Origin of the sequence: Marinimicrobium sp. LS-A18, assembly GCF_000463525.1 — a bacterium.
GTDB classification, from domain to species: Bacteria; Pseudomonadota; Gammaproteobacteria; order Pseudomonadales; family Cellvibrionaceae; genus Marinimicrobium; species Marinimicrobium koreense.
This window is the reverse complement of sequence record NZ_AWEP01000005.1, coordinates 522,222-546,876: the sequence shown is the minus strand read 5'-3', so window position 1 is coordinate 546,876 and position 24,655 is coordinate 522,222. Positions and strand designations below refer to the sequence as shown.

Annotated in this window: 23 protein-coding genes; 16 read left to right on the top strand and 7 right to left on the bottom strand. The window is 61.1% G+C overall.

Features of this window, described 5'->3' with window-relative positions:
- The first annotated feature begins 7 nt into the window (after positions 1-7).
- From N645_RS0110265 to N645_RS0110250, 4 genes are all read left to right on the top strand, one after another.
- A complete protein-coding gene (locus N645_RS0110265; protein ID WP_024461422.1) occupies positions 8-6,091 on the top strand; it encodes an Hpt domain-containing protein in 6,084 nt (2,027 codons plus the stop codon).
- A 2-nt stretch (positions 6,092-6,093) separates the two neighbouring features.
- Complete coding sequence (locus N645_RS16945) at positions 6,094-7,065, top strand: chemotaxis protein CheB (protein ID WP_238559232.1); 972 nt, start codon at positions 6,094-6,096, stop codon at positions 7,063-7,065.
- Complete coding sequence (locus N645_RS0110255) at positions 7,043-7,531, top strand: chemotaxis protein CheW (protein ID WP_024461420.1); 489 nt, start codon at positions 7,043-7,045, stop codon at positions 7,529-7,531. The genes N645_RS16945 and N645_RS0110255 overlap by 23 nt, the downstream gene beginning before the upstream one ends.
- A 78-nt stretch (positions 7,532-7,609) precedes the next feature.
- Entirely contained in the window at positions 7,610-8,209 is a 600-nt protein-coding gene (locus tag N645_RS0110250) for a hypothetical protein (protein ID WP_024461419.1), read from the top strand.
- A gap of 19 nt (positions 8,210-8,228) precedes the next feature.
- On the opposite strand, the gene N645_RS0110245 is transcribed toward N645_RS0110250, so the two are convergent.
- A complete protein-coding gene (locus N645_RS0110245; protein ID WP_024461418.1) occupies positions 8,229-8,963 on the bottom strand; it encodes a 16S rRNA (uracil(1498)-N(3))-methyltransferase in 735 nt (244 codons plus the stop codon).
- A 148-nt stretch (positions 8,964-9,111) separates the two neighbouring features.
- Between N645_RS0110245 and hisB the strand changes: the two genes are divergently transcribed.
- The 4 genes from hisB (at position 9,112) to hisF (ending at position 12,418) form a co-directional block, all read left to right on the top strand.
- On the top strand, positions 9,112-9,705 hold the full coding sequence (gene hisB, locus N645_RS0110240; RefSeq protein WP_024461417.1) for an imidazoleglycerol-phosphate dehydratase HisB: 594 nt from the start codon (positions 9,112-9,114) through the stop codon (positions 9,703-9,705).
- Between the two features lie 3 nt (positions 9,706-9,708).
- Positions 9,709-10,359, top strand: coding sequence for an imidazole glycerol phosphate synthase subunit HisH (gene hisH / locus N645_RS0110235; protein ID WP_024461416.1), 651 nt, complete (start codon positions 9,709-9,711; stop codon positions 10,357-10,359).
- Positions 10,360-10,510: 151 nt separating this feature from the next.
- Positions 10,511-11,248: a 1-(5-phosphoribosyl)-5-[(5-phosphoribosylamino)methylideneamino]imidazole-4-carboxamide isomerase gene (gene hisA / locus N645_RS0110230; RefSeq protein WP_024461415.1), complete on the top strand. Its 738-nt coding sequence runs from the start codon at positions 10,511-10,513 to the stop codon at positions 11,246-11,248.
- A gap of 399 nt (positions 11,249-11,647) precedes the next feature.
- The gene (gene hisF / locus N645_RS0110225; protein WP_024461414.1) at positions 11,648-12,418 is read left to right on the top strand and encodes an imidazole glycerol phosphate synthase subunit HisF; all 771 of its coding nucleotides are present in this window, start codon (positions 11,648-11,650) and stop codon (positions 12,416-12,418) included.
- Between the two features lie 47 nt (positions 12,419-12,465).
- Here hisF and N645_RS0110220 read toward each other — a convergent pair whose 3' ends face one another.
- From N645_RS0110220 to gpmI, 5 genes are all read right to left on the bottom strand, one after another.
- Positions 12,466-12,687: a DUF6316 family protein gene (locus N645_RS0110220; RefSeq protein ID WP_036161127.1), complete on the bottom strand. Its 222-nt coding sequence runs from the start codon at positions 12,685-12,687 to the stop codon at positions 12,466-12,468.
- Positions 12,688-12,808: 121 nt separating this feature from the next.
- Positions 12,809-13,711, bottom strand: a complete 903-nt coding sequence (locus tag N645_RS16940) for a divergent polysaccharide deacetylase family protein (RefSeq protein ID WP_024461412.1) — start codon at positions 13,709-13,711, stop codon at positions 12,809-12,811.
- 6 nt (positions 13,712-13,717) lie between these two features.
- Entirely contained in the window at positions 13,718-15,103 is a 1,386-nt protein-coding gene (locus tag N645_RS0110210) for a S41 family peptidase (RefSeq protein WP_024461411.1), read from the bottom strand.
- Between the two features lie 121 nt (positions 15,104-15,224).
- Complete coding sequence (locus N645_RS0110205; protein WP_024461410.1) at positions 15,225-16,385, bottom strand: murein hydrolase activator EnvC; 1,161 nt, start codon at positions 16,383-16,385, stop codon at positions 15,225-15,227.
- Between the two features lie 53 nt (positions 16,386-16,438).
- Complete coding sequence (gene gpmI / locus N645_RS0110200) at positions 16,439-18,001, bottom strand: 2,3-bisphosphoglycerate-independent phosphoglycerate mutase (protein ID WP_024461409.1); 1,563 nt, start codon at positions 17,999-18,001, stop codon at positions 16,439-16,441.
- A gap of 228 nt (positions 18,002-18,229) precedes the next feature.
- On the opposite strand from gpmI, the gene N645_RS0110195 reads away from it, so the two are divergent.
- The 3 genes from N645_RS0110195 to secB are packed head-to-tail and all read left to right on the top strand — an operon-like array spanning position 18,230 to position 19,473.
- Entirely contained in the window at positions 18,230-18,643 is a 414-nt protein-coding gene (locus N645_RS0110195; RefSeq protein WP_024461408.1) for a rhodanese-like domain-containing protein, read from the top strand.
- 16 nt (positions 18,644-18,659) lie between these two features.
- Positions 18,660-18,911, top strand: coding sequence for a glutaredoxin 3 (grxC, locus tag N645_RS0110190; RefSeq protein ID WP_024461407.1), 252 nt, complete (start codon positions 18,660-18,662; stop codon positions 18,909-18,911).
- A 58-nt stretch (positions 18,912-18,969) separates the two neighbouring features.
- Positions 18,970-19,473: a protein-export chaperone SecB gene (gene secB / locus N645_RS0110185; protein ID WP_024461406.1), complete on the top strand. Its 504-nt coding sequence runs from the start codon at positions 18,970-18,972 to the stop codon at positions 19,471-19,473.
- Positions 19,474-19,492: 19 nt separating this feature from the next.
- On the opposite strand, the gene N645_RS0110180 is transcribed toward secB, so the two are convergent.
- Positions 19,493-20,662 (bottom strand): flagella assembly protein FlgT middle domain-containing protein, encoded by a 1,170-nt coding sequence (locus tag N645_RS0110180; RefSeq protein WP_024461405.1) that lies wholly within the window; start codon positions 20,660-20,662, stop codon positions 19,493-19,495.
- A gap of 100 nt (positions 20,663-20,762) precedes the next feature.
- Here N645_RS0110180 and N645_RS0110175 point away from each other — a divergent pair, with 100 nt between their 5' ends.
- The 5 genes from N645_RS0110175 (at position 20,763) to N645_RS0110155 (ending at position 24,609) form a co-directional block, all read left to right on the top strand.
- Complete coding sequence (locus tag N645_RS0110175) at positions 20,763-21,218, top strand: hypothetical protein (RefSeq protein ID WP_024461404.1); 456 nt, start codon at positions 20,763-20,765, stop codon at positions 21,216-21,218.
- Between the two features lie 77 nt (positions 21,219-21,295).
- Positions 21,296-22,489 carry a class I SAM-dependent rRNA methyltransferase gene (locus N645_RS0110170; RefSeq protein WP_024461403.1) on the top strand — a complete coding sequence of 398 codons (1,194 nt, stop codon included), beginning with the start codon at positions 21,296-21,298 and terminating at the stop codon, positions 22,487-22,489.
- A gap of 142 nt (positions 22,490-22,631) precedes the next feature.
- Complete coding sequence (locus N645_RS0110165) at positions 22,632-22,931, top strand: hypothetical protein (protein WP_024461402.1); 300 nt, start codon at positions 22,632-22,634, stop codon at positions 22,929-22,931.
- A 69-nt stretch (positions 22,932-23,000) separates the two neighbouring features.
- Entirely contained in the window at positions 23,001-23,855 is an 855-nt protein-coding gene (locus tag N645_RS0110160) for a DUF692 domain-containing protein (RefSeq protein WP_036160821.1), read from the top strand.
- Positions 23,839-24,609 carry a DUF2063 domain-containing protein gene (locus N645_RS0110155; RefSeq protein WP_024461400.1) on the top strand — a complete coding sequence of 257 codons (771 nt, stop codon included), beginning with the start codon at positions 23,839-23,841 and terminating at the stop codon, positions 24,607-24,609. Before N645_RS0110160 ends, N645_RS0110155 begins: the two co-directional genes overlap by 17 nt.
- Positions 24,610-24,655 lie beyond the last annotated feature (46 nt).

The following is a 24,655-nucleotide window of genomic DNA, read 5'->3' as shown; positions in this document are numbered from 1 at the left end:
GCTCCGCATGTCAGACAGCCGTAACTTTGCTGCCTTGGATTGGGTGGTTCATGAAATTACCGACACCCTGAAAGAGGCTCGCGATGCTCTGGAATCCTACGTGGAGAATCCAAAGGATGAGGCGCGCCTGCGTTTTTGCCTGACTCACATCCACCAGGTGCACGGCAGCCTGCAGATGGTGGAGTTTTACGGTGCGGCCATGATGGCTGAGGAGATGGAAAATCTCGCTCAGGCCATGATCAATGACAGTGTGGCCAACACCGCCGAAGCGCAGGAAGTGTTGATGCGGGCCATCCTGCAGTTTCCGATCTATCTCGAAAAGGTCAAAACCACCCGTCGTGACAACCCGGTTATTGTCCTGCCGCTACTCAATGATTTGCGTGCGGTGCGGGGCGAAAGCCTGCTGACCGAGACCAAACTGTTCAGCCCCTATCTCGGCCCCGCCCGGGAAGTGTCCGGCGAGCGCTTGCCGCTGTTGGCCAACGACGCCCAGTTCAAAGATACCGTGCGCAAACTGCGCCAGATGTATCAGTATGCGGCGGCGGGTTTTATCCGGGGCGTGAATCCTGATGAAAATCTGGCGTACCTGAAAAAGGTATTTGAACGGCTGCACAAACTGACCCGGGGGACTCCCCGGCAGTCGCTCTGGCATATCGGTCTGGCGCTGGTGGAAGCGCTGGAAATGGATGCCATTGAGTCCAGTGTGTCGATCAAAAATCTGCTGCGGCAACTGGACCGGGAGCTCAAACAACTTCTCGCCCACGGGACCAAAGTGTTGGGGGCCCCGGCGGATGATCAACTGCTCAAAAACCTGCTGTACTACGTGGCCCGCTCGGGCAAGCACTCACCGGGCTTTGCCAGTGGCTCCCACTTGCAGGTGATTTACGATCGTTACGAGCTTGAACGCGCTTTGCCGGAAGGTCGTGAAAGCAGTGAAGACGGCGACGCGGCGCAGGACCTGTTGTCCGCCCCGGATGCGGAGGCCATGAGTTCGGTGGTCACCGCACTCAAAGGCGAGCTGGACGCGGTCAAAGAGGCGCTGGATGTCGGCCTGTCAGATATGGATCGGAAGCAGGCGCTGGAAGAGGCTCTGCCGGTCATCAAACGCGTGGCCGACACCATGGCGGTGCTCGGCATCGGTGATTTGCGCAAGCAGGTACTCGAGCAGGGCGCGGCGATTGAGCTGGTCGTGAACTCTGACAGCGACCTGGGAGATGATCAGTTGATGGCGCTGGCCGGAAAAGTACTGGATATCGAGTACGGGCTGGACTCCCTGGTGGCCAACGCCGGTCGGGACGCTAACCCGGCACGGGAGCAGGCGGATCTCAACCTCTCCCGCGCACAGGAATCGGTGCTGCGTGAATCACGCAGTGGTCTGGAGCAGGCCAAGGATGCCATCGTCGAGTACATTGCCTCCCAGTGGGATCGCTCGCACCTTCAGCCGGTACCGGTGACTCTGCGTGAAATTCGCGGCGGCCTGGACATGATTCCCCTGCCCCGGCCGGCCCGGATTATTGGCGCCTGTGCACGGTTTGTGGAAGAGCAGCTGCTTGAGGGGGAGGTTACTCCCGAGTGGAATCGGCTGGATACCCTGGCCGACGCCATTACCAGCGTTGAGTACTACCTGGAGCGCTTCAATAGCGAGCACGCCGAGGAAAACGAGCTGTTGTTGGGGGTTGCCGAAGAGAGCGTGGCCCAACTGGGTTACGCCGTGACGCCTTCCCAGTCGCTCCAGCAGGCGGCGAAGGCCGCGGCGGAAAAAGACGCCCCGGTGGTCGAGGAGTCGCCCGAAGACGACTCCGACATCGAGCTGGCGGCAGAGGAAGACACTGCCGCTCTGAGCGCCGCCTATGAATCGGCGATTGGCGCCGGAGAAAGCGATGACCCGGAGACGCTGCTGGACGAGCCGGAGGATGCATCGCCAGAAGAAGACTGGTCCACAGACCCGTCGTCTCCGGATGACACCTCAGACGGTTATTCGGTCGATGCGCTGGAGGCCGAAGTGGCCGCCGCCGATGCCAGCGAGCCGGAGCCCGAGGCCAAGAGTGTCGATGCCTCGGCCTCGGACGACGATGACGAACACGAAGTTGATGAAGAAATCCTGGAAATCTTCATCGAGGAGGCCGGCGAGGTCAGTGAAGCGATTGCCGAATACTTCCCCCGTTGGGCCCAGAATTTTGCCGATCAGGAATCGCTGACCGAATTCCGGCGCGCTTTCCATACCCTGAAGGGCAGTGGCCGTATGGTTGGGGCGACCGATATTGGAGAGCTCGCCTGGGCGATCGAGAACATGCTCAACCGCGTGTTGGACGGCACCATCCAGCCCGGTGATCATCACGTCGCCGTGATCGAGAAAGTCCGCAGCCTGCTGCCGGACATGATCGAGGCGTTCCGCACCGGTCAGTCGAACCCCCATCCGACCCTGACGGAGGCGTGCGAGCATTACGCGGCGGCCCTGTCAAAGGGTGAGGAGCCCAGTGTCTCTATCGGCGAGCCGACGACACCGGCGAAGGAGAGCGCAGACCCCTACGCGGAACTGCTGGATCAGCCCGCCAGTGGTGCGTCGGTAGAACTGCCCCAGAGGGCAGAGCAGGACGATGATGACGACCGCGACACCCAGCTCTGGGAAATTTTTGGCGTGGAGGCGCTGACCCACTTGCAGGTCGTGGATCACTACATTCAGGAAATGGAGGATGCCTCGCCGCTGTTTACCCCGCCGAGCGATGCCACTCAGCGGGCGCTGCATACCCTCAAGGGTAGCGCCCATATGGCCAACATTACTCCGATTGCGGAGTTGGCCACGCCGCTGGAGCGGTTTGTCAAAGAGCTGCGCACCTACCAAGTGAATATCAACGAGGATATTCTGCAACTGCTGCGTGACGCGGTGGACTACACGACCCACGCCCTGGCCGATATCGAGCAGGGCCAACCGGTGGAAATTCCCCGTCTGGGGCAGTTCCAGGCGCGGGTCGCAGAGCTTCGAGAGATTTTTGTAGCGCCGCTCGTGCGGCAGCAGGAAGCCCAGGCGGAAGGTCAGAAAGCGATTGATCCCGAGCTGCTGGCGATCTTCATGGCCGAAGAAATGAATCTGCTGCTCGATGCGGATCAAACCATCGAGAACTGGCGCCAGCACCCCGAAGATCTCGCACAGCTTGAGCCGCTGCAGACCGAACTGGCCACCCTGACCAATGGCGCGCTTCACGCCAACCTGCCGCCCATGGCGGAGTTGGGCGACAAGCTGCACCGGATCTACGCCGGCATTCAGCAGGGGTGCATTCCCTGCGACGATGCCCTGTGTCAGCAGCTTATTGACGCGCATATGGCACTGCTGGATCTGGTGGATGCCGTTGCGGTTGGACAGAACCTTGAACCGGCCCCCGAAGCCGTTCAGGCCCCTCTGGATCGCCTGCTGGAAAACCTGCCGCCCGACGACGTCACCGATGCCCAGCCAGAGGCAACCAGCGTTGATGAAGAGCCTTCAACCGCTGGCGAAGAAGTCTCCGCGATTGCAGAAGAGCCCTCAGCGGTTGCTGAAATGCCCTCAGCGGATAGCGAAAATGCCTCAGCATTTGCGGAAGACTCTTCAGCCGCTGCAGAAGAGTCTCCAGCGGTCGAAGAAGAACCCTCAGAGCCCGCTGCGCCGGCGGTGGAGTCGACGCAGGATCAGGCGGCTGATGCCGACGACGATGAGGTGGACGAGGAAATCCTGGAAATCTTCCTGGAAGAAGCTGATGACCTCATGGAAGATATCGACCGCGCACTGACCGAGTGGCAGGAAGACTGGAGCAATCCGGATCTGCCCGAAGAACTCAAACGCTCTCTGCATACCCTGAAGGGCGGTGCTCGACTGTCCGGTATTACCGACGTGGGCGATCTGGCTCACGATTTCGAGACCCTGCTCATCGGTATGCGCGAGCGCGACACCATTGACCGGGCCTTCTTCCAGCGTCTGACGGACTTCCAGGATAAGATTCATGCCGGGGTCGCCCGTGTGCGCTCGCAGATGGCCGGTGATGCCCCCGACGAGGCGGTCGAGCCGCCTCCGCCCAGCGCCACCGCGCCTCAGTCCGGTGGCCCGGTTCCGGTCACCCGGGACCCGGAAACGGGCAATGTGGTGCCGTTCACACCCAAGCCCAAACCCGGCAATACCGCCACATCGGCTCCGGTACCGCCCAGCGGTGGCGCCATCAGTGCGTCCGGGGGCGGCAATGGCGGCGCCCAGGTTCAGCATCTGGCGGCCCGTCGCAGTGGTCCTCAGGAAGTGGTCCGGGTGTCCGCCGAGTTGTTGGAAGAGCTGGTTAACCTGGCCGGTGAAACCTCCATTACCCGGGGTCGCATCGAGGAGCAGGTGGGTGATCTGGGACTGGCCATCGATGAAATGGACTCGACCATTGTGCGTCTGCAGGAGCAGTTGCGCCGCCTCGATATCGAAACCGAAGCCCAGGTGATTTTCCGTCAGGAGCAGATGGAAGCGCACGAGGAATTCGACCCGCTGGAAATGGACCGCTACTCCCAGTTACAGCAGTTGTCGCGTTCGCTGATGGAGTCCGCCTCGGATCTGCTCGACCTGAAAAACACCCTATCGGACAAAAATCGCGATACCGAAACCCTGTTGCTCCAGCAGTCACGGATCAATACCGATCTGCAGGAAGGGCTGATGCGCTCGCGCATGGTGCCTTTCTCCCGGCTGGTGCCGCGCCTGCGCCGGATTGTCCGTCAGGCGGCGACCGAGCTGGGCAAGGATGTGGAATTCGAGCTGGATAATGTCGAGGGTGAACTGGACCGCTCGGTACTGGAGCGGATGGTGGCGCCTCTTGAGCACATGTTGCGCAACGCCGTGGACCACGGTATCGAAACCGCCGACGAACGCACCGCGGCGGGCAAGCCTGCGGCGGGGCGGATCATGCTCAGTCTGGCCCGCGAGGGCGGCGATGTGGTGTTGCGCCTGGCCGACGATGGCCGGGGCATTAACCTCGAGCGGGTACGCGCCAAAGCCGTCGAGCGCGGCCTGATGACCGAGGGTGCCCAGCTCAGTGACCGGGATATCATGCAGTTCATTCTCCATGCCGGTTTCAGTACTGCCGACAAGGTAACCCAGATATCCGGCCGTGGGGTCGGTATGGATGTGGTCCACTCCGAGATCAAACAGCTCGGTGGCTCCATGTTCATCAACTCTGAATCTGGTCACGGGTCGGAGTTTATCGTCCGCCTGCCGTTCACCGTGTCGGTGAACCGCGCCCTCATGATTCAGATTGGCGACGACTACTACGCGGTTCCGCTCAACACTATCGAAGGTATTGTGCGCGTCAGCCCCTTTGAGCTGGAGCACTACTACTCCGATGAGAGTGCGCGCTTCGAATACGCGGGTGAGGAGTATCAGGTCCGTTATCTGGGCACCATGCTCGACAGCGATGCCCGTCCGAAGCTCGATGGTCAGTCTCTGCCACTGCCGGTGGTGCTGGTACGCAGCGCCGAGCATACCGTGGCACTGCAGGTTGATCGCCTGCTGGGCAGCAGTGAAATTGTGGTGAAAACCCTGGGTATGCAGTTCAGTTCGGTCAGCGGGGTGTCCGGCGCCACGGTCATGGGTGACGGTAGCGTGGTGGTGATTCTCGATCCCCACGCCCTCATGCGTGAAAAACTGGCGCTGGGTATGCCCAATGCCACCCTGCTGGAGCCGGCCGAGACGCCCTACGGACGCGATGATGAACAGGAAAAAGTGGTCATGGTGGTGGATGATTCCGTGACCGTGCGCAAAGTCACCGGCCGCTTCCTGGAGCGCGAGGGCTTCCGGGTCATTACCGCCAAAGATGGTGCCGAAGCACTGCTTACGCTCCAGGACCATATCCCGGATGTCATGCTGCTGGATATCGAAATGCCGCGCATGGACGGCTTCGAAGTGGCCAGCAATATGCGCAGTAGCTCGAGGCTGAAGGACATCCCGATCATCATGATTACCTCCCGTACCGGGGAAAAACACCGGGAGCGGGCCTTCAATATCGGTGTGGACAAATACATGGGCAAGCCCTACCAGGAAGAGCTGCTGCTCAATAACATCCGCGAGCTTCTGGAAACAGCGCAGGCGCATTGACCGTGACGGGCTTGCGAATTGGTTTGCTGGTCGATAGCCCGCTCAAGCGTCAGTACCTGGCCCTGAGCGCGCGCGAGGCGGGCCACGAACTGGTGGCCTCGCTCATGCTTGATCAGTGCCAAGCGGACGGCCCGGCCCCGGACAGCGCCGATGCCTGGGTGGTGGATGTGGCACTGGATCCGGACGCGGAGCCGCCCGAGCCGGTACAGGCGCTCCTTGAGCACAGTGATGCACCGCTGATCATCAGCGACAGCAGTGAATACCGGCCCGGCAGTGAGGAACACAACGCCTGGCTCAAGCGTACCCTGGCGAAGTTGCGGCAGTTGGCGGGGGATATCAACCTGCAGCGGGTGCCCCGGGCCAGGGCGCTGTGGGTCCTGGCCGCCTCAACCGGTGGCCCGGCGGCGGTGAAGGATTTTCTGTCGTCACTGCCCCCGGGGCTGGGCGTCGCTTTCATCTACGTGCAGCACATTGATACCAGTTACACCGGCACCCTGGTGCGCATGATGAGCCAGAGTCCGTACCCGGCGGCCCTGGCCAGCGATGGCGCGGTGATACAGGCCAACCAGCTATTGATCGTGACGGCCTGTGAGCGGGTGGACCTGTTGGACAATGGCACTGTTGCCATTGCCGATGAGCCCTGGGGTGGCCCCTATGCCCCTTCGGTGGACCAACTGGTGGCGAACGCCGCCCGGGTCTACGGCGAACAACTGGGGTTGATTGTTTTTACCGGGATGGGAAATGATGGCGCGGCGGCCTGCCGGCTGGTGCGTCAGCGCGGGGGCAAGGTCTGGGCCCAGACGCCCCAGAGCTGTACCAGCACCTCCATGCCCGATGCCGCCCTGGCGACCGGTGCGGTCGAGTTGACCGGCACCCCCGGGGAATTGGCGAACCGCCTGAGTGCCCACTGCCGCGCTTCAGCGCAAACACTGATTGAGGAAGTCCGACCCTATGAAAGCCCCGCAGCTCACTGAAACGCCGGAAGTCCGGGAAGTGGCCAGTCTGTTGATTCCCCTGCAGGGTCAGACCCTGCTGGTACCCAACGTCTCGGTAGCGGAGATTGTCCCGGTCGGTCAGATAGATCATGTACCGGGCGCTCCAGACTGGTATCTGGGCGACTATCATTGGCGGGATCTGACCATCCCCCTGGCCTCCTTCGAGTGCCTCAATGGCCAGCCTCGTCCCACCCCGGGGAACTATGCCCGGGTAGCCGTGTTCAATACCACCGGGGTGAGTGAACATATTCACTTTGTGGCTCTTATTGCTCAGGGCCTGCCGCGCTTGGCCCGTGTGACCCCGGAAGAGCTGCAGGTGCGCGATGCCTCACCCACCAACCCCTACGAGCTGATGCAGGTCAGCTGGGCGGGGGAAGACGCGGTCATTCCCGATGTGCCCGGTCTCGAGCAGCGCGTCCTGGACTATCTGAAGACCCGCGTCTGAAGACTCGGGTCGACCAACAACCAGTCTGTACCCATCAGACGGTATCGATAAGGAGCCGCCTCGCGGAGAAACTGACGGATGAAAACCCATACCCTGACGGCCGGCATCACCACGATGCTGGCCACAATCCTTATCGGCTGCGGCGGTGAGCGCGAAGAAGCTTTCAACCCCTCCGAGCCTGAAGAAATTCGCGACCCGGTCGCGGTCAGCTTTGTGTACGAAAACAGCACTACCGACCGGAACAACACCGGGTTTCCCGCGACGGATGTCGACAGTCGGCGCATCGAGATCATTCGCGACCTGGAAGACTACGAATTTCTGATCGACGCCTACCGGGATATCGATGATTTCGTGGTGGCCCCGGATTTTGAGGCCGGGCAGGTGATTCTGTATGACAGCGGCTGGTTCGACGACAGCGAGTGTGCGCAACAACTGAACCTGAACCGGGTTCGCGCGTTCAGCATTACCGAGGATGAAAACGTCGTTGAAGTGGTGTTCAACTACCGCCTCAGCGAGGCGGACGAAGACGCCATTTGCGATGACGAGATTCCCTTCCGTACCTGGGAGCTCCACTATGTCGAGTCCCGTGCGGACCTGATTGTGGTCGAGGAAGTGGATGGCTTAAGTTCCAGTTCGGGCTCCTCCAGCTCGTCGTCCTCTTCCTCTAGCAGTCTGTAAAACCGCGCTGGTGGTGGCCTCAGCGCCAATCTCCCCAGAGATACTGCGCCAGGCTGATGGCCGCTACCGGGGCGGTTTCGGTGCGCATTACTCTGGGGCCGAGCGTCAGGGGTTCACAACCGAATGCCCGAGCCTGCTCGATCTCCTCTTCCGATAGTCCCCCTTCCGGTCCCACCAGGAGACTCACGTGAGTGAGCGCTTCTTGGGCCGGGAGCCCTTTGCTGTCGCGGTGATGAAGGACAAATCGGCGAGTGCCGGCGGTCCGCTCGGCGGCCAGCCAGTCCGCCAGCGCCTGAGGTTGCGCCAGGGTGGGCAAACGGTTTCGCTGGCACTGCTCGCAGGCGCTGATGATCACCTGGCGCCAGTGCTCCTTCTTCTTCTCTAGTCGATCGCCCTTGAGCTTCACTTCCGTGCGCTCGGTAAACAGCGGCGTGATTCGGGTGGCGCCCAGCTCGGTGGCTTTCTGGATCACCCAGTCCATCCGGTCCCCCCGGGACAGGCCAATGGCCAGCTCCAGATCCAGGGGCGACTCCCGATCCTCGGCGGTAAAGGCGTCCAGTGTGGCCTCGACGGCTTTTTTACCCACCTCGGTCAGAGTGGCGGTAAACTCACCGCCCTGACCGTTAAACAGAATCAGTTCCCGCCCCGGCGTCATGCGCAGTACTTTGGCCAGGTGGCGGGAGGGCGCCTCTTCAAGAGTCACGGTGGATCCGGCCTGCAGGGGCTGGTCGGTAAACACCCGGGGGACACGCATGGCGAACTCCAGATCAAAAACCGGCAGTTTAGCAAACTTGCTCTCCGAACCAGATGCTTTCATTGCCCCTGTCGGGGGCTTTCACCATGACAGCAGTGGGGCACTGGCGGTATAATTCCGCTTTTGCTTCCCGGTCTCTGGAGATCCTATGGCCAACCGTCGCGCCCAAGTCAATCGCAATACCCTGGAAACCAAAATCAGCGTCAGCCTGGATCTGGACGGTGAAGGGAAGGGCGTGTTCGACACCGGAGTGCCATTCCTGGAGCACATGATGGACCAGATCGCCCGCCACGGCATGATCGATCTGGACATCACCTGCGATGGCGACACCCATATCGATGACCACCACACAGTGGAAGACATCGGTATAACCCTCGGGCAAGCGGTGGCCAAGGCCGTGGGGGACAAAAAAGGCATCCGCCGCTATGGCCACGCCTATGTTCCCCTGGACGAAGCGCTGTCGCGGGTGGTGATCGACTTTTCCGGTCGTCCCGGTCTGATGATGGACATTCCGTTCACTCAGAAGCGCATCGGCAAGTTCGATACCGAACTGTTTTCCGAATTTTTCCACGGTTTCGTCAACCACGCCCAGGTGACCCTGCACATCGATAACCTGCGCGGTCACAATGCCCACCACCAGATCGAGACGGTGTTCAAGGCTTTTGGCCGGGCACTGCGGATGGCGCTGGAGGAAGACCCCCGCATGGCGGGCGTGATGCCCTCCACCAAGGGCAGCCTGTAAGTTATGAGTAGCCAACAGATAGCGGTCATCGATTACGGCATGGGCAATCTCCACTCGGTGGCCAGTGCCCTGGAGCACGTCGCTCCTGAAGCCGAGGTGCTGGTGACCAGCGATCCTGCCCAGGTGAGCGCCGCCGACCGGGTATTGTTCCCCGGGGTGGGCGCCATTCGCGATTGCATGGCGGAAATCAAGCGCCTGAAATTTGATGAACTGCTGCGCGAGCAGGTCGCCAGCGGCAAACCCGTGCTGGGCGTCTGCGTCGGCATGCAGGCGCTGATGGACCGCAGCGAAGAGAACGGTGGCGTAGACTGCATCGGTCTGCTGCCGGGGCAGGTGCGCTACTTTGGCGCCGACCTGAAAGACACCGATGGCCAGCGCCTGAAGGTGCCCCACATGGGCTGGAACCAGGTCCACCACACTCACCACCCGCTCTGGGCGGGGATAGAGCAGGACGCGCGCTTTTACTTCGTGCACAGCTTCTATGTGGAGGCCGGCAACCCCGAGCAGGTGGCCGGTACCTGCGACTATGGCACCACTTTCGCGGCGGCGCTGACCCAGGACAACCTGTTTGCCGTGCAATTCCACCCGGAGAAAAGCCATACGGCCGGGTTGCAGTTGTTGCGCAATTTTGTGGATTGGAATGGCAAGCCCTGACTTTTGGTAACGGCGGATGCGGCCTTCGGCCTTATCCGCCCTACGCATAGCACCGCGGTCCGCGTAGGGCGGATCGGTCCGACGGTTCGGAGCGAAGCGCATCCGCCGTAAAGAAACGACTCCAACACTGATTAACGGGACTCACCCAAACATGCTGATTATCCCCGCCATTGATTTGAAAGACGGCCAATGCGTACGACTGCGCCAGGGCCTGATGGACGACTCCACCGTATTCTCTGACGACCCGGTCGCCATGGCCAAACGCTGGGTGGACGCCGGTTGCCGCCGGTTGCACCTGGTGGACCTGAACGGCGCCTTTGAGGGCAAACCGGTCAACGGCGAGGTGGTGACGGCCATCGCCCGAGCCTACCCGGACCTGCCGATCCAGATCGGCGGCGGTATCCGCAGCGCCGAGACGATCGAGCATTACCTGCAGGCGGGTGTGCAGTATGTGATCATCGGCACCAAGGCGGTGAAGGAGCCGGAGTTTGTGACCGAGATGTGCCGCCGGTTTCCGGGGCATATCATTGTCGGTCTGGATGCCAAAGACGGTCTGGTGGCGACGGATGGTTGGGCCGAGGTGTCTGAGGTGAAGGCGACGGATCTGGCGAAGCGTTTTGAGAAAGATGGCGTCAGTGCGATTGTCTACACGGATATTGCCCGCGACGGTATGATGCAGGGCGTGAATGTGGAGCAGACGCTGGCGATGGCGAACGCTTCGAGCATTCCGGTGATCGCCTCTGGCGGTATTACCAATATGGATGATATCAAGGCGTTGCGTCAGGTATCCGATCAGGGCATTACCGGAGCGATTACCGGCCGGGCGATTTATGAAGGCTCGCTGGATGTGGCTGAAGCCCAGGCTTATTGTGATTCGGCTGGGTCCTAATCGTAACGTCCGACTTGGTGCTTGTCAGGTCGTCCGGGCGGAGGCAGGGTAAACCCTTCGGAGACCCGCCGTGAACCCATCCATGGGGGCTTCTCGTCGACATCCATGTCTCCGAGAGTCTCCGAAGGGTTTACCCCGCCTCCGCCCTCAGTGCCATCCTTGTAACTTTGGGTGAATTTCCGGTTGGGTTTGGGGACTGCCCGCGACCCAATCAGCCGACTTTGAATGGATGACGAAATTCTCTACGACGTGCAGAGGCCCGGAGTGGGGTAGAGTGTTCCGGGACCCTCAACCGAGGGACTCGCGTTGTGGAGCTTACAGGGATGTATTCACAGCGTGTCCCGGAACACTCTACCCCACTTCGGGCCGGACGTGACGAATCCCACAGCAGGTTTATTCATGGCTTTAGCAAAACGCATCATCCCTTGTCTCGACGTCGATAATGGCCGTGTGGTCAAAGGCGTTCAGTTTGTTGATATCCGTGATGCCGGTGACCCGGTGGAAGTGGCCAAGCGCTACAACGAACAGGGCGCGGATGAGATTACCTTTCTGGATATTACCGCCAGCCACGAAGGGCGGGATACCACCGTGCACACCGTCGAGCGCATGGCCGCCGAGGTGTTCATCCCGCTGACCGTGGGTGGGGGTATTCGCAAGATTGAAGACATCCGGCGCATGCTCAATGCCGGGGCCGACAAGGTGGGCATCAACTCCGCGGCCGTGTCCGATCCGGAGTTTGTCAAAGCGGCGGCGGAGCGCTTTGGGTCGCAGTGTATTGTGGTCGCCATCGACGCCAAGCAGGTCAGCGGTGAGGGCGAGGCGCCCCGGTGGGAGATTTTTACCCACGGCGGTCGCAAGCCTACCGGGATTGATGCGGTTCAGTGGGCGCGCAAGATGGCCGATTACGGTGCGGGAGAAATACTGCTCACCAGTATGGATCGCGACGGCACCAAGAATGGCTTTGATCTGAAACTGACCCGGGCCATCAGCGATGCGGTGTCGATACCGGTCATCGCCTCCGGTGGAGTGGGGAATCTTCAGCACCTGGCGGATGGGGTTCTGGAAGGGGGTGCCGATGCGGTGTTGGCGGCCAGTATCTTCCACTTTGGGGAGTACAGCATCCCCGAAGCCAAGGCCTATATGCGCGAACGCGGCATTGAGATGCGCTAGCTCTCAATGCCGCGTTCGCGGTTTGATATCCGTAGGGTGAAGGCTGGTCAGGCGGCCCGGTAACTCTCTAAGGCTTCTTTCACCTTGGGCTCGGCGGCGCAGATGAAGTCGATGAATTCGCCGACTCCGATTTCCGCATCCTCCCGGCTGTCGAAGGGGCCTATGTCCACGCCCTCCCGGGTGGTGTAATACCAGTAGCCGTCTTTTTCCAGAAAACGTCCGCTCCGCTTGGGGACGCTGCCGTGTTCTCCTGCTCTGTTCTCGCTCATAATCTTAACCTGCTTGGTTGATCGCTTTTCCCCGGGATCGGGGTGAATTCCCTGATCGAAGTGCGGTGTCTGCGCCGGTAACACCCGCTACGCAACCGCTTCCTGTCTTTATAGAGCAATATTAATTTAATAGCAAATGTTGACTCAGGCGATACGGGCGCCGTTCGGTGACCAGTGGGCTGAGTTTTTCTGTGGCCGCGTCGGGTCCGCCTGCCATCGATTGCGAGCCCACTGGGGGGCGCCAAAGGCTGAGAGGGGGGGCCAGGCAACTGCGTCCGACAATCGACAGGGGGGCCTCGGGCCGCTCCAGAAGCACCGATATGGGTACCAGGTTGACGCCAGCGTCGGCCAACAGGGGAGTGATCTGCTCCAGTACCATCAACGTCTCGGGGTAGGGGTGACCGATGGCAAGGGCGTAGCCACGGGTACGGGCCAGCTCGATGGCCTGTTTGAGCTGGCGCATTACGCTTTCTACCGAACGTTCATGGTCGAGGAAAACATCCCGCTTGAGGGTGGGAATCCGGTAGCGTCGGGCGGTTTCCCAGGCCTGGCTGTCCGCCGTGGTGCGGCTGTCGATAAAGTAATAGCCATGTTCGCCCAGGTACTGCATCAGCCAGCCCATCGGCTCGCTTTCCTGGGTCAGTTGGCTGCCCATGTGGTTGTTGAGGCCGCGGGCTTCAGGGATGCTCCTCAGGTTGTCCTCGAGGGTGCGGATGAAGTCCCTGTGGCTCATGCCTGAGGCCAGCGCTCCGGCATCCAGTGGCAGGTTGCGAATGTTGCTCATGGGGTTGTGCAGCATGATTTCCTTCCCCATTGCCGCCCCCTCGCGGGCCAGTCTTGAGCCGTGGGGTGCGTGCGGCAATACGGCAAAGGTGAAATTGCCGGGCAGGTTCAGGCTGCGCTTTCCCAGAGCGGCGCTGTAGCCGATATCATCAATGATGATCGCCAGTTGCCCGGCCTGACTCAGGGACGCTCCCAGCAGCAGAACGGCGACCAGGGTAAGGCGCAGCAACGGCAGGAGCATCCGGGTTTACTCCGCTCCCGACTCGTGCTCGGGCGCATTGTCGCTGTCGGACAGCGGGGGCAGGCGCTGGGCTAGATTGGCCTTCTGACGCTGCTGAAAAATATGCAGCCCCTTGAGCATATTGATGGCTTCGTGGAGTTGGTTGTCGCCGATATCATCATCGCGGGCCTCTCGCTCGGATTTCCGGGTGCGGGTATTGCTCTCTTCCCCGCCGTTGGCATTGCCCAGGTGGCCGGCGAGATCTGCCTCGGTGGAGCGGACACCGGTGCGCAGGGCGGTGACCCGGGCGCGCTCGACCGTGACGTCGGGCACGATGCCCTGAGCCTGGATGGAGCGACCGTTCGGAGTGTAGTAGAGCGCCGTGGTGAGCTTGACCGCCCGGGTTTCAGAGATGGGAACCACCGTCTGTACCGAGCCTTTGCCGAAGCTGCGGGTCCCCAGGACCACGGCGCGACCGTGATCTTGCAGGGCACCAGCCACAATTTCAGACGCCGAGGCGGAGCCGTCGTTGATCAGTACCACAATAGGCAGGTCTTCGGCCACTTCGCCCTCATTCGCGTAGTAGCGCATATCGCTGTTCTCGGTACGCCCCTCGGTGTAAACCACCAGCCCTTCATTCAGAAAGGCATCGGCGACCTCCACCGACGTCTGCAGCACGCCCCCGGGGTTGTTGCGCAGGTCGAGCACAATGCCGCGGATATCGTCGTGCTCCGCGCGCAGGTCTTCCAGCGCGTCAATCATGTCCTGGCCCGTACTGACCTGGAACTGGGCGATTCGAATGTACGCGTAGTGGTCATCTTCAACCCGCACGCGCACACTCCTGACCTTGATGATGTCCCGGGTCAGGGTGACCTCAAAAGGCTGGTCGATGCCCTCACGCACCACGGTCAACGTCAGGTCGCTGCCTTTGGGGCCGCGCATTTTCTCCACGGCTTCGTTCAGACTCAGGCCTTTGACCGGTTGGTCATCCAGGCGAATGATCAGATCGCCCGGCTCGATGCCGGCCTTCTGGGCGGGGGTATCATCAATCGGTGCGATCACCTTGACGAAGCCATCTTCCATCCCGACTTCGATCCCGATGCCACCAAACTCACCGGAGGTGTTTTCCTGTAGATCTTCGAAGGACTTTTCATCCAGATAGGCCGAGTGTGGGTCCAGCTCGGCGATCATGCCCTTGATCGCGTACTCCAGCAGCTCGGCGTCCGACAGCTCCTCCACATAACCATTGCGAATATGGTCGTATACCCGGGTGAAGGTGCGCAGCTCCTCGAGCGGCAGCAGGCCCTGCTCTTCGGGCGTGGCGGTGTCTGTCACGGACTGGGCCAGCGCCAGCGGTGATAGGGTGGCGAACAGTACCGCCAGGGCAGCCTGTTTGAAATTAGCGTACAGCATCCGGTTCTCCTGACTTGAGGGTCCGGTGTGGATCGGTTCCCGCGAGCGTGGCCGTGGGGATGACAATATGACAATCAGTATGGCGCATAATTCACTATAGCCGGTATCCCGGATGAGGCGATCAAGCCTGCGCCAGCCAGGGCATGGGGTTGGTGGGTTTGCCCCGGTGTCGAATCTCGAAATACAGGCCGGCCTGAATCTGGCCGCCCGTGTTGCCAACGCTGGCAATGGTCTCCCCCGCGCTGACCCACTCGCCGGTCTCTTTGTACAGGCTTTGATTGTGGGCGTACAGACTCATATAGCCTTCGCCATGGTCCACAATCAACAGAAGTCCGTGGCCCCGGAAGTAATCGGAAAATACCACGCGGCCATGGTGCACGGCCAGTACCGGCTCTCCCTCGCTGGCACCAATGACAATGCCGTTGCGGGTGATCTGACCGTCCAGCTGAGCGCTGCCAAAACGGTGTCGCAGCGACCCCTGGGCCGGCCAGGGGAGGCGACCTTTGCGCTGGCTGAACGGGGTATCGCCACCGGGCAGTTCCAGGTCGGCGACGGCGGCGACCATTTCGTCCAGCAGCGACTGGAGCCGCTCCCGGTCCTTCTGCAGGTCCGCCAGCTCCTGATCGGTGGAGCGGATGCGCTGATTCAGGGCAGCCAGGGTCTGGCGGCGGCTTTCCTGGCGCTCGGCCAGGCGTTCGTGTTGTGCTTTCAGTTGGTCCCGGTTGCGGGCCAGCTCAGCCGTTTTCTGGACAATGCGGGGCTCGATGCGATCCAGCTCGGAGAGCGTCTCCAGGTAGCGCTCGATTTTATCGGTGCGCGCTTCCAGCCAGTAATCGTAATAGCGCAACAGGCGCGATACGCGCTGGGGACTCTCCTGGTTGAGCAGCAACTTGATCTGGCTCTGTCGGCCCAGGGCGTAGGCGGCCTGGACCTGTTCGGCAACGGCCTGCTGCTGAGCCTGTCGGGACTGATCCAGCTCGTTGCGCTCCTGCTTCAGGCTCTGCAGGTCGCTGTTCTGTTGCTCAAGGTCGGACTCGATGCGCTCAATTTTTTTGAGCAGCTCGCCAATATCGGATTCCGAGGATTCGAGCTGTTCCTTGAGCTCATCCCGGGAGCCCTGGGTTTTCTTCAGTTCCTGTTGCAACTGCTCAATGGTCTTCTGAAGCTCCTGCATTCGCGCTTCATAGTCGGCCTGGTCATTGGCCTGAGCAGCGCCGCTCAGGATCAGGCACAGGCAGAGCAGGTACTTTCCGAGGTCTTGGACACGCGCAGCGATCATCATGGGGGGGAACCTTGCCGTCGATGGGGCGACCGGGAGGTCGCCCCATCTGTGGATTACTCGCTCAGGGTGACCAGGTTGCGACCGGTCATTTCCTTGGGTTGGGGTAGGCCCATCAGGTGCAGCATGGTGGGTGCCAGGTCGGCCAGGGAGCCGCCTTCGGCGATGCTGCCTTTGCGCGAGCTGACGTAGATCAGGGGCACCGGCAGGGTGGAGTGCTGGGTGCTGACCTGGCCGGACTCGGGGTCGTACATTTCCTCGACGTTGCCGTGGTCAGCGGTCACCAGCGCTTCGCCGCCCGCTTTCAGAGTGGCGTCGAGCACCCGTCCCAGGCACTCATCCACGGCTTCAACGGATTTGACCGCCGCTTCGAAGATGCCCGAGTGGCCCACCATGTCGCCGTTGGCGTAGTTGCAGATGATGGCGTCGTACTTCCCGGACTCGATGGCTTCGACCAGTTTGTCGGTCACTTCCGGAGCACTCATTTCTGGCTGCAGGTCGTAGGTGGCCACTTTCGGCGAGGGCACCAGAATGCGATCCTCGCCTTCAAACTCGGACTCGGTGCCGCCGTTGAAGAAGAAGGTCACGTGGGCGTATTTCTCGGTCTCGGCAATGCGCAGTTGGGTTTTGCCCTGCTTGGCCAGGTAGTCGCCAAAGGAGTTCACCAGCTCCTGGGGCGGGAAGGCGCAGTTGGCCTTGATGTCCGAGGCGTACTCGGTGGTCATCACGAAGTCGGCCAGCTTGGGCTCGCACTGACGCTTGAAGCCGTCGAAATCGCTCTCGATCAGGGCGCGGGTGATCTGGCGGGCCCGGTCGGGGCGGAAATTCATGAAGATGGCAACATCGCCGTCCTGCATCGTGACCGGCTCCTGGCCGTCACCGGCAATCACGGTCGCTTTGACGAATTCGTCGTTTTCATCGCGCTCATAAGCGGCGGCCAGGCCTTCAACGGCGGTCTTGGCGGTAAATTCGCCGGTGCCGCAGGCCATGGCGTTGTAGGCTTTCTCTACTCGATCCCAGTTGTTGTCCCGGTCCATGGCGAAGTAGCGCCCGACAATGCTGGCCACCCGACCAACGCCCAGCTCGGCGAACTGCTTTTCGGCTTTCTCGAGAGAGGCCTTGGCGCTGCGCGGGGCGGTGTCGCGGCCGTCCAGGAAGGCGTGCAGGTACACTTCCTTGGCGCCGCGTTTGGCGGCAGCGTCCACCATGGCAAAAATGTGGTCTTCGTGACTGTGAACGCCCCCTTCGGACAGCAGGCCGAACACGTGCACGGCCTTGCCGGCGTCTTTGGCTGTGTCGATGGCCGCGGCGTAGGCCGGGTTCTCGGCGAACTCGCCATCTTCGATGGCTTTATTGATGCGGGTGAAATTCTGGTAGACCACTCGGCCGGCACCAATGGTGGTGTGGCCCACTTCACTGTTGCCCATCTGGCCTTCCGGCAGGCCCACCGCCATCCCGGAGGTGGCGATCAGGCTGTGCGGAGCCTCTTTCCAGAGGCGGTCCAGAACCGGGGTGTTGGCACTGTACACAGCGTTGTGCTCGGTCTTTTCCGAGTAGCCAACGCCATCCAGAACGATCAATACGGTAGGCTTTTTGGCAGCAGTCTGGTTAGCGGTCATAGTTACGGTCACTTCTCTGAGTCGCTGAATGAAGGTCGAATGGAATGGCCATTGCCAGTACCCGGCGGGTCGCAACCGGGTACAAAAGGTCCATTCTAACGCGTTACCCGTGGTAACTCTACGTCAGCCGCTGAGAAAAGGACGTCTGATAGTGTATACTGCGGCGCGCTCCGCCTCGGGTAAGCCGTGCGCGGATTCTCCCCGATTCGAGTTGAGGAAGGCGAAGACGTGGAATTTTTTGTATTTGTCAGTCAAGAATGGCTTCTGATCACCACGCTGGCGGTGTTGATGCTGGTGTACGCCATGCGCGAGCGCATTAAGAATGGCAAGCCCATTCCCGCGTTTGAGGTGACCCGCCTGCTCAACAACGAGGAGGCGGTGCTGCTGGATGTGCGCGAGGCGTCGGAGTTCAAAGCCGGCCATATTTCCGGCGCGCTGAACCTGCCCTACAAAAAAGTGACGGCAGAGGCAGAGCAGCTACTGGCGCCGCACCGGGACAAGATCATCGTGGTGGCGGACAAGCTCGGTCAGCACGCGGGGGCGGCCGGCCGTACCCTGGGGCAGAAAGGCTTTGATGTGCGCCGTCTGGCCGGCGGTATTACCGAGTGGCAGAACCAGGGTATGCCCTTGGTGAAAGGCTGATCCGCAGGAGGTTAGAATGGCGAAAGTAGTGATGTACACCACGGCGGTATGCCCGTTCTGCGTCAATGCCAAGCATTTGCTGGAAGGTAAAGGGGTGGCATTTGAAGAGATTCGGGTGGATCGGGACCCCTCCCTGCGTAAAAAGATGATGGCTGACAGTGGTCAGCGCACGGTGCCTCAGATCTGGATTGGAGACGCCCATGTGGGTGGCTTCACGGACCTGTGGGCACTGGACAAGAGCGGCAAGCTGGATGACATGCTGGGCTGAGCGCTCACCGACAGCGGCCGATTCAGGGCTAATTGATTGAACCAACGGAAACCTAATTATGGCAGATGAAAACACCACTCAGGAAAACGGCGCTGGCGCCACTCAGGAAGCGCCGCGCGGTCTTCAGATCAAGCGGATCTACCTGAAGGATTTGTCCTTTGAAACGCCTATGGGCGTTGAATCCTTCAACCGTGCCTGGAAACCGAAAATTGATCAGGAGCTGAATGTTCAGGTCAACAACCTGGATGAAAACCACTACGAAGTGGTGCTGTTGATGACCATCACCGCCACGATGGATGACAAGGTGGTGTTTCTGGTGGAAGTGAAGCAGGCTGGCCTGTTCGCGATTCAGGGGCTGGAGAAAGCCCAGTTGAGCCAGGTGATCAACACCACCTGCCCCCAGATCCTGTTCCCCTACACACGCGAAGTGATTGACTCCACGCTGTCCCGCGGCGGTTTCCCGCCCCTGATGCTGCCTCCGATCAACTTCGATGCGGTATTCGCCCAAGCGGTACAGCAGGTTCGCAAGCAGGGCGAGTCCTCGCAGCCGGCTGACGCCTGAGTCAGCCCCTGAGACAGAGTCAGTCCTGAAGCCAGGTGTACACCTCGTTTTCTGAGGGTGCCTGGCCCGGTGTCACCGCATAGTGTTCACCGTGCAGTGAGGTGGCGCCCTCCAGGCGCACCTCGCTGGTTTGAGGGTGAACCTTCTCCACCCTCAGATGAACGCCGCTCTCCAGGCGGTGCGCGCTGTACTGCCGATACTCCCCCGGAATGGGCCGCAGGCTGATTCGGTGCAGAGGCAGTCGGTCCCCCACTTGTAACCCCTGGACGTGTCCGGCATGTAGCAGTGTGGTTGCGCCCGAACGGGGTGGGTCCAGGCGCGCCACCAGAGGCTGGCAGCGAATCACTTCGTTCAGCGCCCGGCCCGCCTCGGCCAACACCGCTTCAATCTTCTGGCCGTAGTCGGTCTCCCAGAACGCCGGGGTCCCGAATCGGGCGCGCTCCGGGCGTCTGGGGTTCCATATTCCCGCCAAACGGTAGCTCCGCGTGTGTAATCGCTGTCCCGTATGGCCATCGTGTAAATTCAGCTGTAGAACAAAATCCCGTTGCCGGGTGTCCCATTCTGGCTTCAGGCGCAGGGTGCTGACGGCGGCGTTGCGGGCGCGGGTCACCAAGCCGGGGTTGAGCGCATCCCCGGGGCGGGCCATGCCCAGGTCATGGAGTGTGCCGCTGAGCACCAGTTGCGTGCCATGCTCCCGGGCCAACTGGCGAATGGGCTGGCCCGAATTGGCGGACGGTTCCGGCAGGCTCTGCCCGATCAGTTGGTACTGAAACAGCTGGTTGCCCCGGGCCAGGTGTTCTCCCAGGCGCTCAGCCAGAGCCTGCTCGGCGCCCGAGAGGCCGCCTGCGTTAGCTTCGGCCCGCTCCCGGCGGGGGAAGGCGGTGATCAGCAATGACTTACGGTACTCCCTTGCTCCGTGGGGGCAGGCCAAGGCGGCGGCCGAGGTTTCCGCCCGGGGGGCGCCGGTGCTCGCTGAAGCCGTGGCCGCCGGGTGCGGGGCGCCTGGGTCCGATCCCGAGACCGGTTCGTACTGTGCGGTATGCTGGCCGTGGGTGCCCTGAGGGTGGCTGCCAAAATGTGGTTGGCTGGGGCCGGCGGTGGCGTCACCCATGAGGGCGGCGGCCATCAGTAGCAGCAGGGCGTTGCGCGCAGGGGCCAGTGGCAATGGTAGTCGGCTGTACTTGGTCACCGGGTCGCTCCGCTGGTGGTCAATACCGGGGAAATGTTTTAGGGTTTCGTATTGGGTTGTCGGCCTGAACAGCAACATCTTGAGGAGTGGGGAACGGAATATGGGCAATGGCAGAGGCCGGTGGTGGTTGGGCGTGACCGGAGTGTTGATCGGTACCCTGCTGATCGGGTGCAGTAGCGGTGGGCGCCATTACGGGGGCCTGAAAGAGACGCTGTCGATTGATCTGCGGCCCAACAACAGCAAACTGTTTGTGTATCAACTGGATGTGCCGGATGCCCGTCAGCGGCCACTGGTGCAGGTGTACCGGTCCCCCAAGGATGTGACCGAGCATCGTCGTCGGGAGCCTTTGGGCAGCCGCGAGTACCGGCAGTTGCGCAGCGACGCCGAGCGGGCCGTGACGCTCACCGGGTACTGCCGGGAGGGCTTTCTGGAGTTGGACTATCGTCTGTCCCGGGCCGAGATGTGGCTGCGGGGAGAGTGTCGTGAGGGCGCTACCGAACAAGACCGGAGCCGCTTTGCCGAAAGATCCCAACTGCCTATTCCACAGCCGGAGTGATCGTGTCCGGTCGTGGTCTCGCGTAGAATGGCGAGCGCCGCCACTTCCGGCGGTCGATCGTCATTGGAGAACGACCCGTGTCATTGCCCCCCTTGCAGCTCAAGAAAAATACCGACCGTCGCCTCAAGCGTGGCCACCTGTGGATCTACAGTAACGAAGTGGACGTGGCCAAAACGCCGCTCAAGGCGTTTCAACCCGGTGATCAGGCGCTGGTCCTGGCCAGTACCGGCAAGGCGCTCGGGGTGGCGGTGGTCAATCCAGCCGGCCTGATCTGCGCTCGGTTGATCAATCGCGATCCGGAGCAGCCCCTGAGTAAATCCCTGCTCGTGCACCGTATCAATCAGGCTCTGGCCTTGCGCGATGCCTTCTTTCCCGGCCCCTATTACCGACTCATCTACGGCGATTCCGATCTGCTCCCCGGGCTGGTGGTGGACCGCTTCGGTGACTATCTGGTGGTTCAGGTTGCCAGTGCCGGCATGGAGCGCCACAAGGCCGATATTATCGAGGCACTGGTACAGTGTCTGAAGCCCGCGGGCATTCTGCTGGACAACGATCACGGCGCCCGAGAGCTGGAGGGGTTGGCGCGTTATCAGGAAGTCGCCCACGGCACCATGCCGGACACCCTGGAGCTGGTGGAGAATGGGACCCGCTTCCGGATTCCGGTGGGCCAGGGGCAGAAAACCGGTTGGTTCTATGATCACCGCGACAACCGCGCTCGCCTGCAGGGCTGGTGTGGGGACCGCCGAGTGCTGGATGTTTTCTCTTACATGGGCGGTTGGGGTGTGGCGGCTGCCAACGCCGGCGCCCGGGAAGTGGTCTGTGTGGATGCCTCGGCCACGGCGCTGGACGGAGTGGCCGCCAATGCCGAGCTGAACGGCGTCGCAGACCGGGTCAGCGCGCTTCAGGGCAAGGCCATTGACGTGCTCAAGGCACTGATCGCGGACGGTGAAAGCTTTGATGTGGTGGTGCTGGACCCGCCCGCGTTTATCAAGCGGCGCAAGGACCAGAAGGCCGGAGAGGCGGCGTACCGCCACATCAATGAGCTGGCCATTCGACTGCTGGGCCGCGACGGCCTGCTGGTGTCGGCCTCCTGTTCCATGCACCTGGCGCGGGAATCGCTGACCGATATCGTGCGCGGTGCCGGCCGGCACCTGGATCGTCACGTACAGATTATCGCCCAGGGCGGGCAGGGCGCCGATCATCCCGTGCACCCGGCCATCCCCGAGACCGATTATCTGAAAGCGGTGTTTGCCCGGGTGTACCTGCCCTGAGGCGAAGACGTCGTTGTACTGAGTACTGAACCCTCTTGCGAAAGCGGCGGTCCGAGACATGCGCTATGATCTATAGCGCGTTTATGACGGTATGTAATCTCAACGTTCAGATGATTCCAATAACTTTCGTAGGAGAACAACGATGAAATCCATGAAAAATCCCCTGATCGCCTCTGCCAGTGCCGCCCTGTTGTTGGGCCTGGGTAGCCAGGCCGCTGTCGCCGAAAACCCCTTTTCGGCCGAAACACTCTCCAGCGGTTACAGTCAATTGGCTCACAACCATGGTGGCGAGAAGAAAGACGGTGAAGCCAAATGTGGTGAAGCCAAGTGCGGCGAAGAGAAAAAAGGTGGCGAGGCCAAATGCGGCGAAGCCAAGTGTGGTGAGGACAAGAAAGACAAGGATGCCGAAGGTAAGTGCGGCGAAGGTAAGTGCGGCGCTTGATGTAATAGCCAGGCGGGGCTTCACGCCCCGCCTGGCTGATGAATGTAGAGAGCGAGTGAGAGTCTGAGTATGCCCCTGTCCAAGGTCCAAGGTGTCGGACTGGGTCTGCGGCGTGAGCTGCTGGACCAATTGCCGTCGTCCCCCGACGGTCGTATCGACTTTCTCGAAGTTGCGCCAGAGAACTGGATGGCGATGGGGGGACGGCTTGGCGCGAAATTCCGCGCACTGACCGAACGCTACTCGTTCAGTACCCACGGTCTATCCTTGTCCATCGGCAGTCCGGCGCCGCTGGATGTCGACTTTGTGACCCGAATCAGACAGTTTCTCGATGAACACCGGATCGAGCTTTACTCAGAACATCTGAGCGCCTGCAGTGACGATGGTCATCTCTATGACCTGATGCCGGTACCCTTTACAGAAAGTGGCGTGCGCTGGATCGCCGAGCGCGTACGCCAGGTTCAGGATATTCTCGAGCGGCGCATCGCTCTGGAGAATGTCTCCTACTATGCGCCTGTCACCACGCCGCAGATGCCGGTGCCGGAGCTGGACGAGGCCACCTTCATTCGGGCGGTGCTTGAAGAGGCGGATTGCAACCTGTTACTGGACGTCAACAACGCCTACGTCAACAGCGTCAATCATCGCTATGATGCCGAGGCGTTTATCCGCGCCATGCCGGCCGAGCGCATTCATTACATGCACATTGCCGGCCACTACCGGGAAGCGGAAGACCTGCTGGTGGATACCCACGGAGCGGATGTCATCGATCCGGTCTGGCAACTGCTGGATGTGGCCTATGACCATGCGGGTATCTGTCCGACACTGCTTGAGCGGGACTTCAATCTGCCACCGCTGCCAGAGCTGCTGACCGAAGTGGATACCGTTCGCGCGCACCAGAACGAGGTGGCCCATGTCGGTGCCCGATGATTACCGGGAGGCGCTGAAGCGTTTCGCCGGTGCCATCCGTGATCCGGAGGGGCAGCCGCATACGGAAGTGGAAGCGCGCCGGATGAAAATCTATCAGGATCTGTTTTTCAATAACCTGAATACTTTCTTGAGCAACAATTTTCCGGTGTTCAAATCCCTGATGCCTGAAGACTGGTGGCTGAAAGAGGTGCGCGGTTTCATGCAGCACCATCGTTGTCAGAGCCCCCTGTTCTCCGATATCGGGCGTGAATACATCGATTACGTCAATTCCGACGCTCGGCCAATCACCCCGGAAGATCCCCCCTTTATGGCGGAACTGCTGCACTACGAGTGGGTGGAGTTGGCGTTGCAGATTGCGACCAATCCCGAACCTGAACCGGGGTTGCACAAGGATGTTATGGCCGGTCATCCGGTATTGTCGCCCCTGGCCTGGCCGTTGGAGTACCGTTTCCCGGTGCACCAGATTGGCCCCGAGTTTCAGCCTCAGGAGCCGCCGGAGCAGCCCACCTGGGTATTGGTGTACCGAAGCCGCGATCGCCGGGTTTCATTTATGGCCCTCAATGCCTTTACCGCGCGCTTGCTCGCGCTTATTGAGGCCAAGCCCGAACTGAGCGGTCGCCAGTTGCTGGAGCAGATGCAATCGGAGTCTCCGGGTGCGGATGCAAATGCCCTGCTGACCGGAGGCGAGCTGATTCTGCAAGAGTTCCTCGACTTGGGTATCATTCAGGGTGCCAGACCATTGCGGTCGCCTTGATTCCCCCGCTGTAAGAAAACCAGCCCCGGCACGACTCAGGGGAACC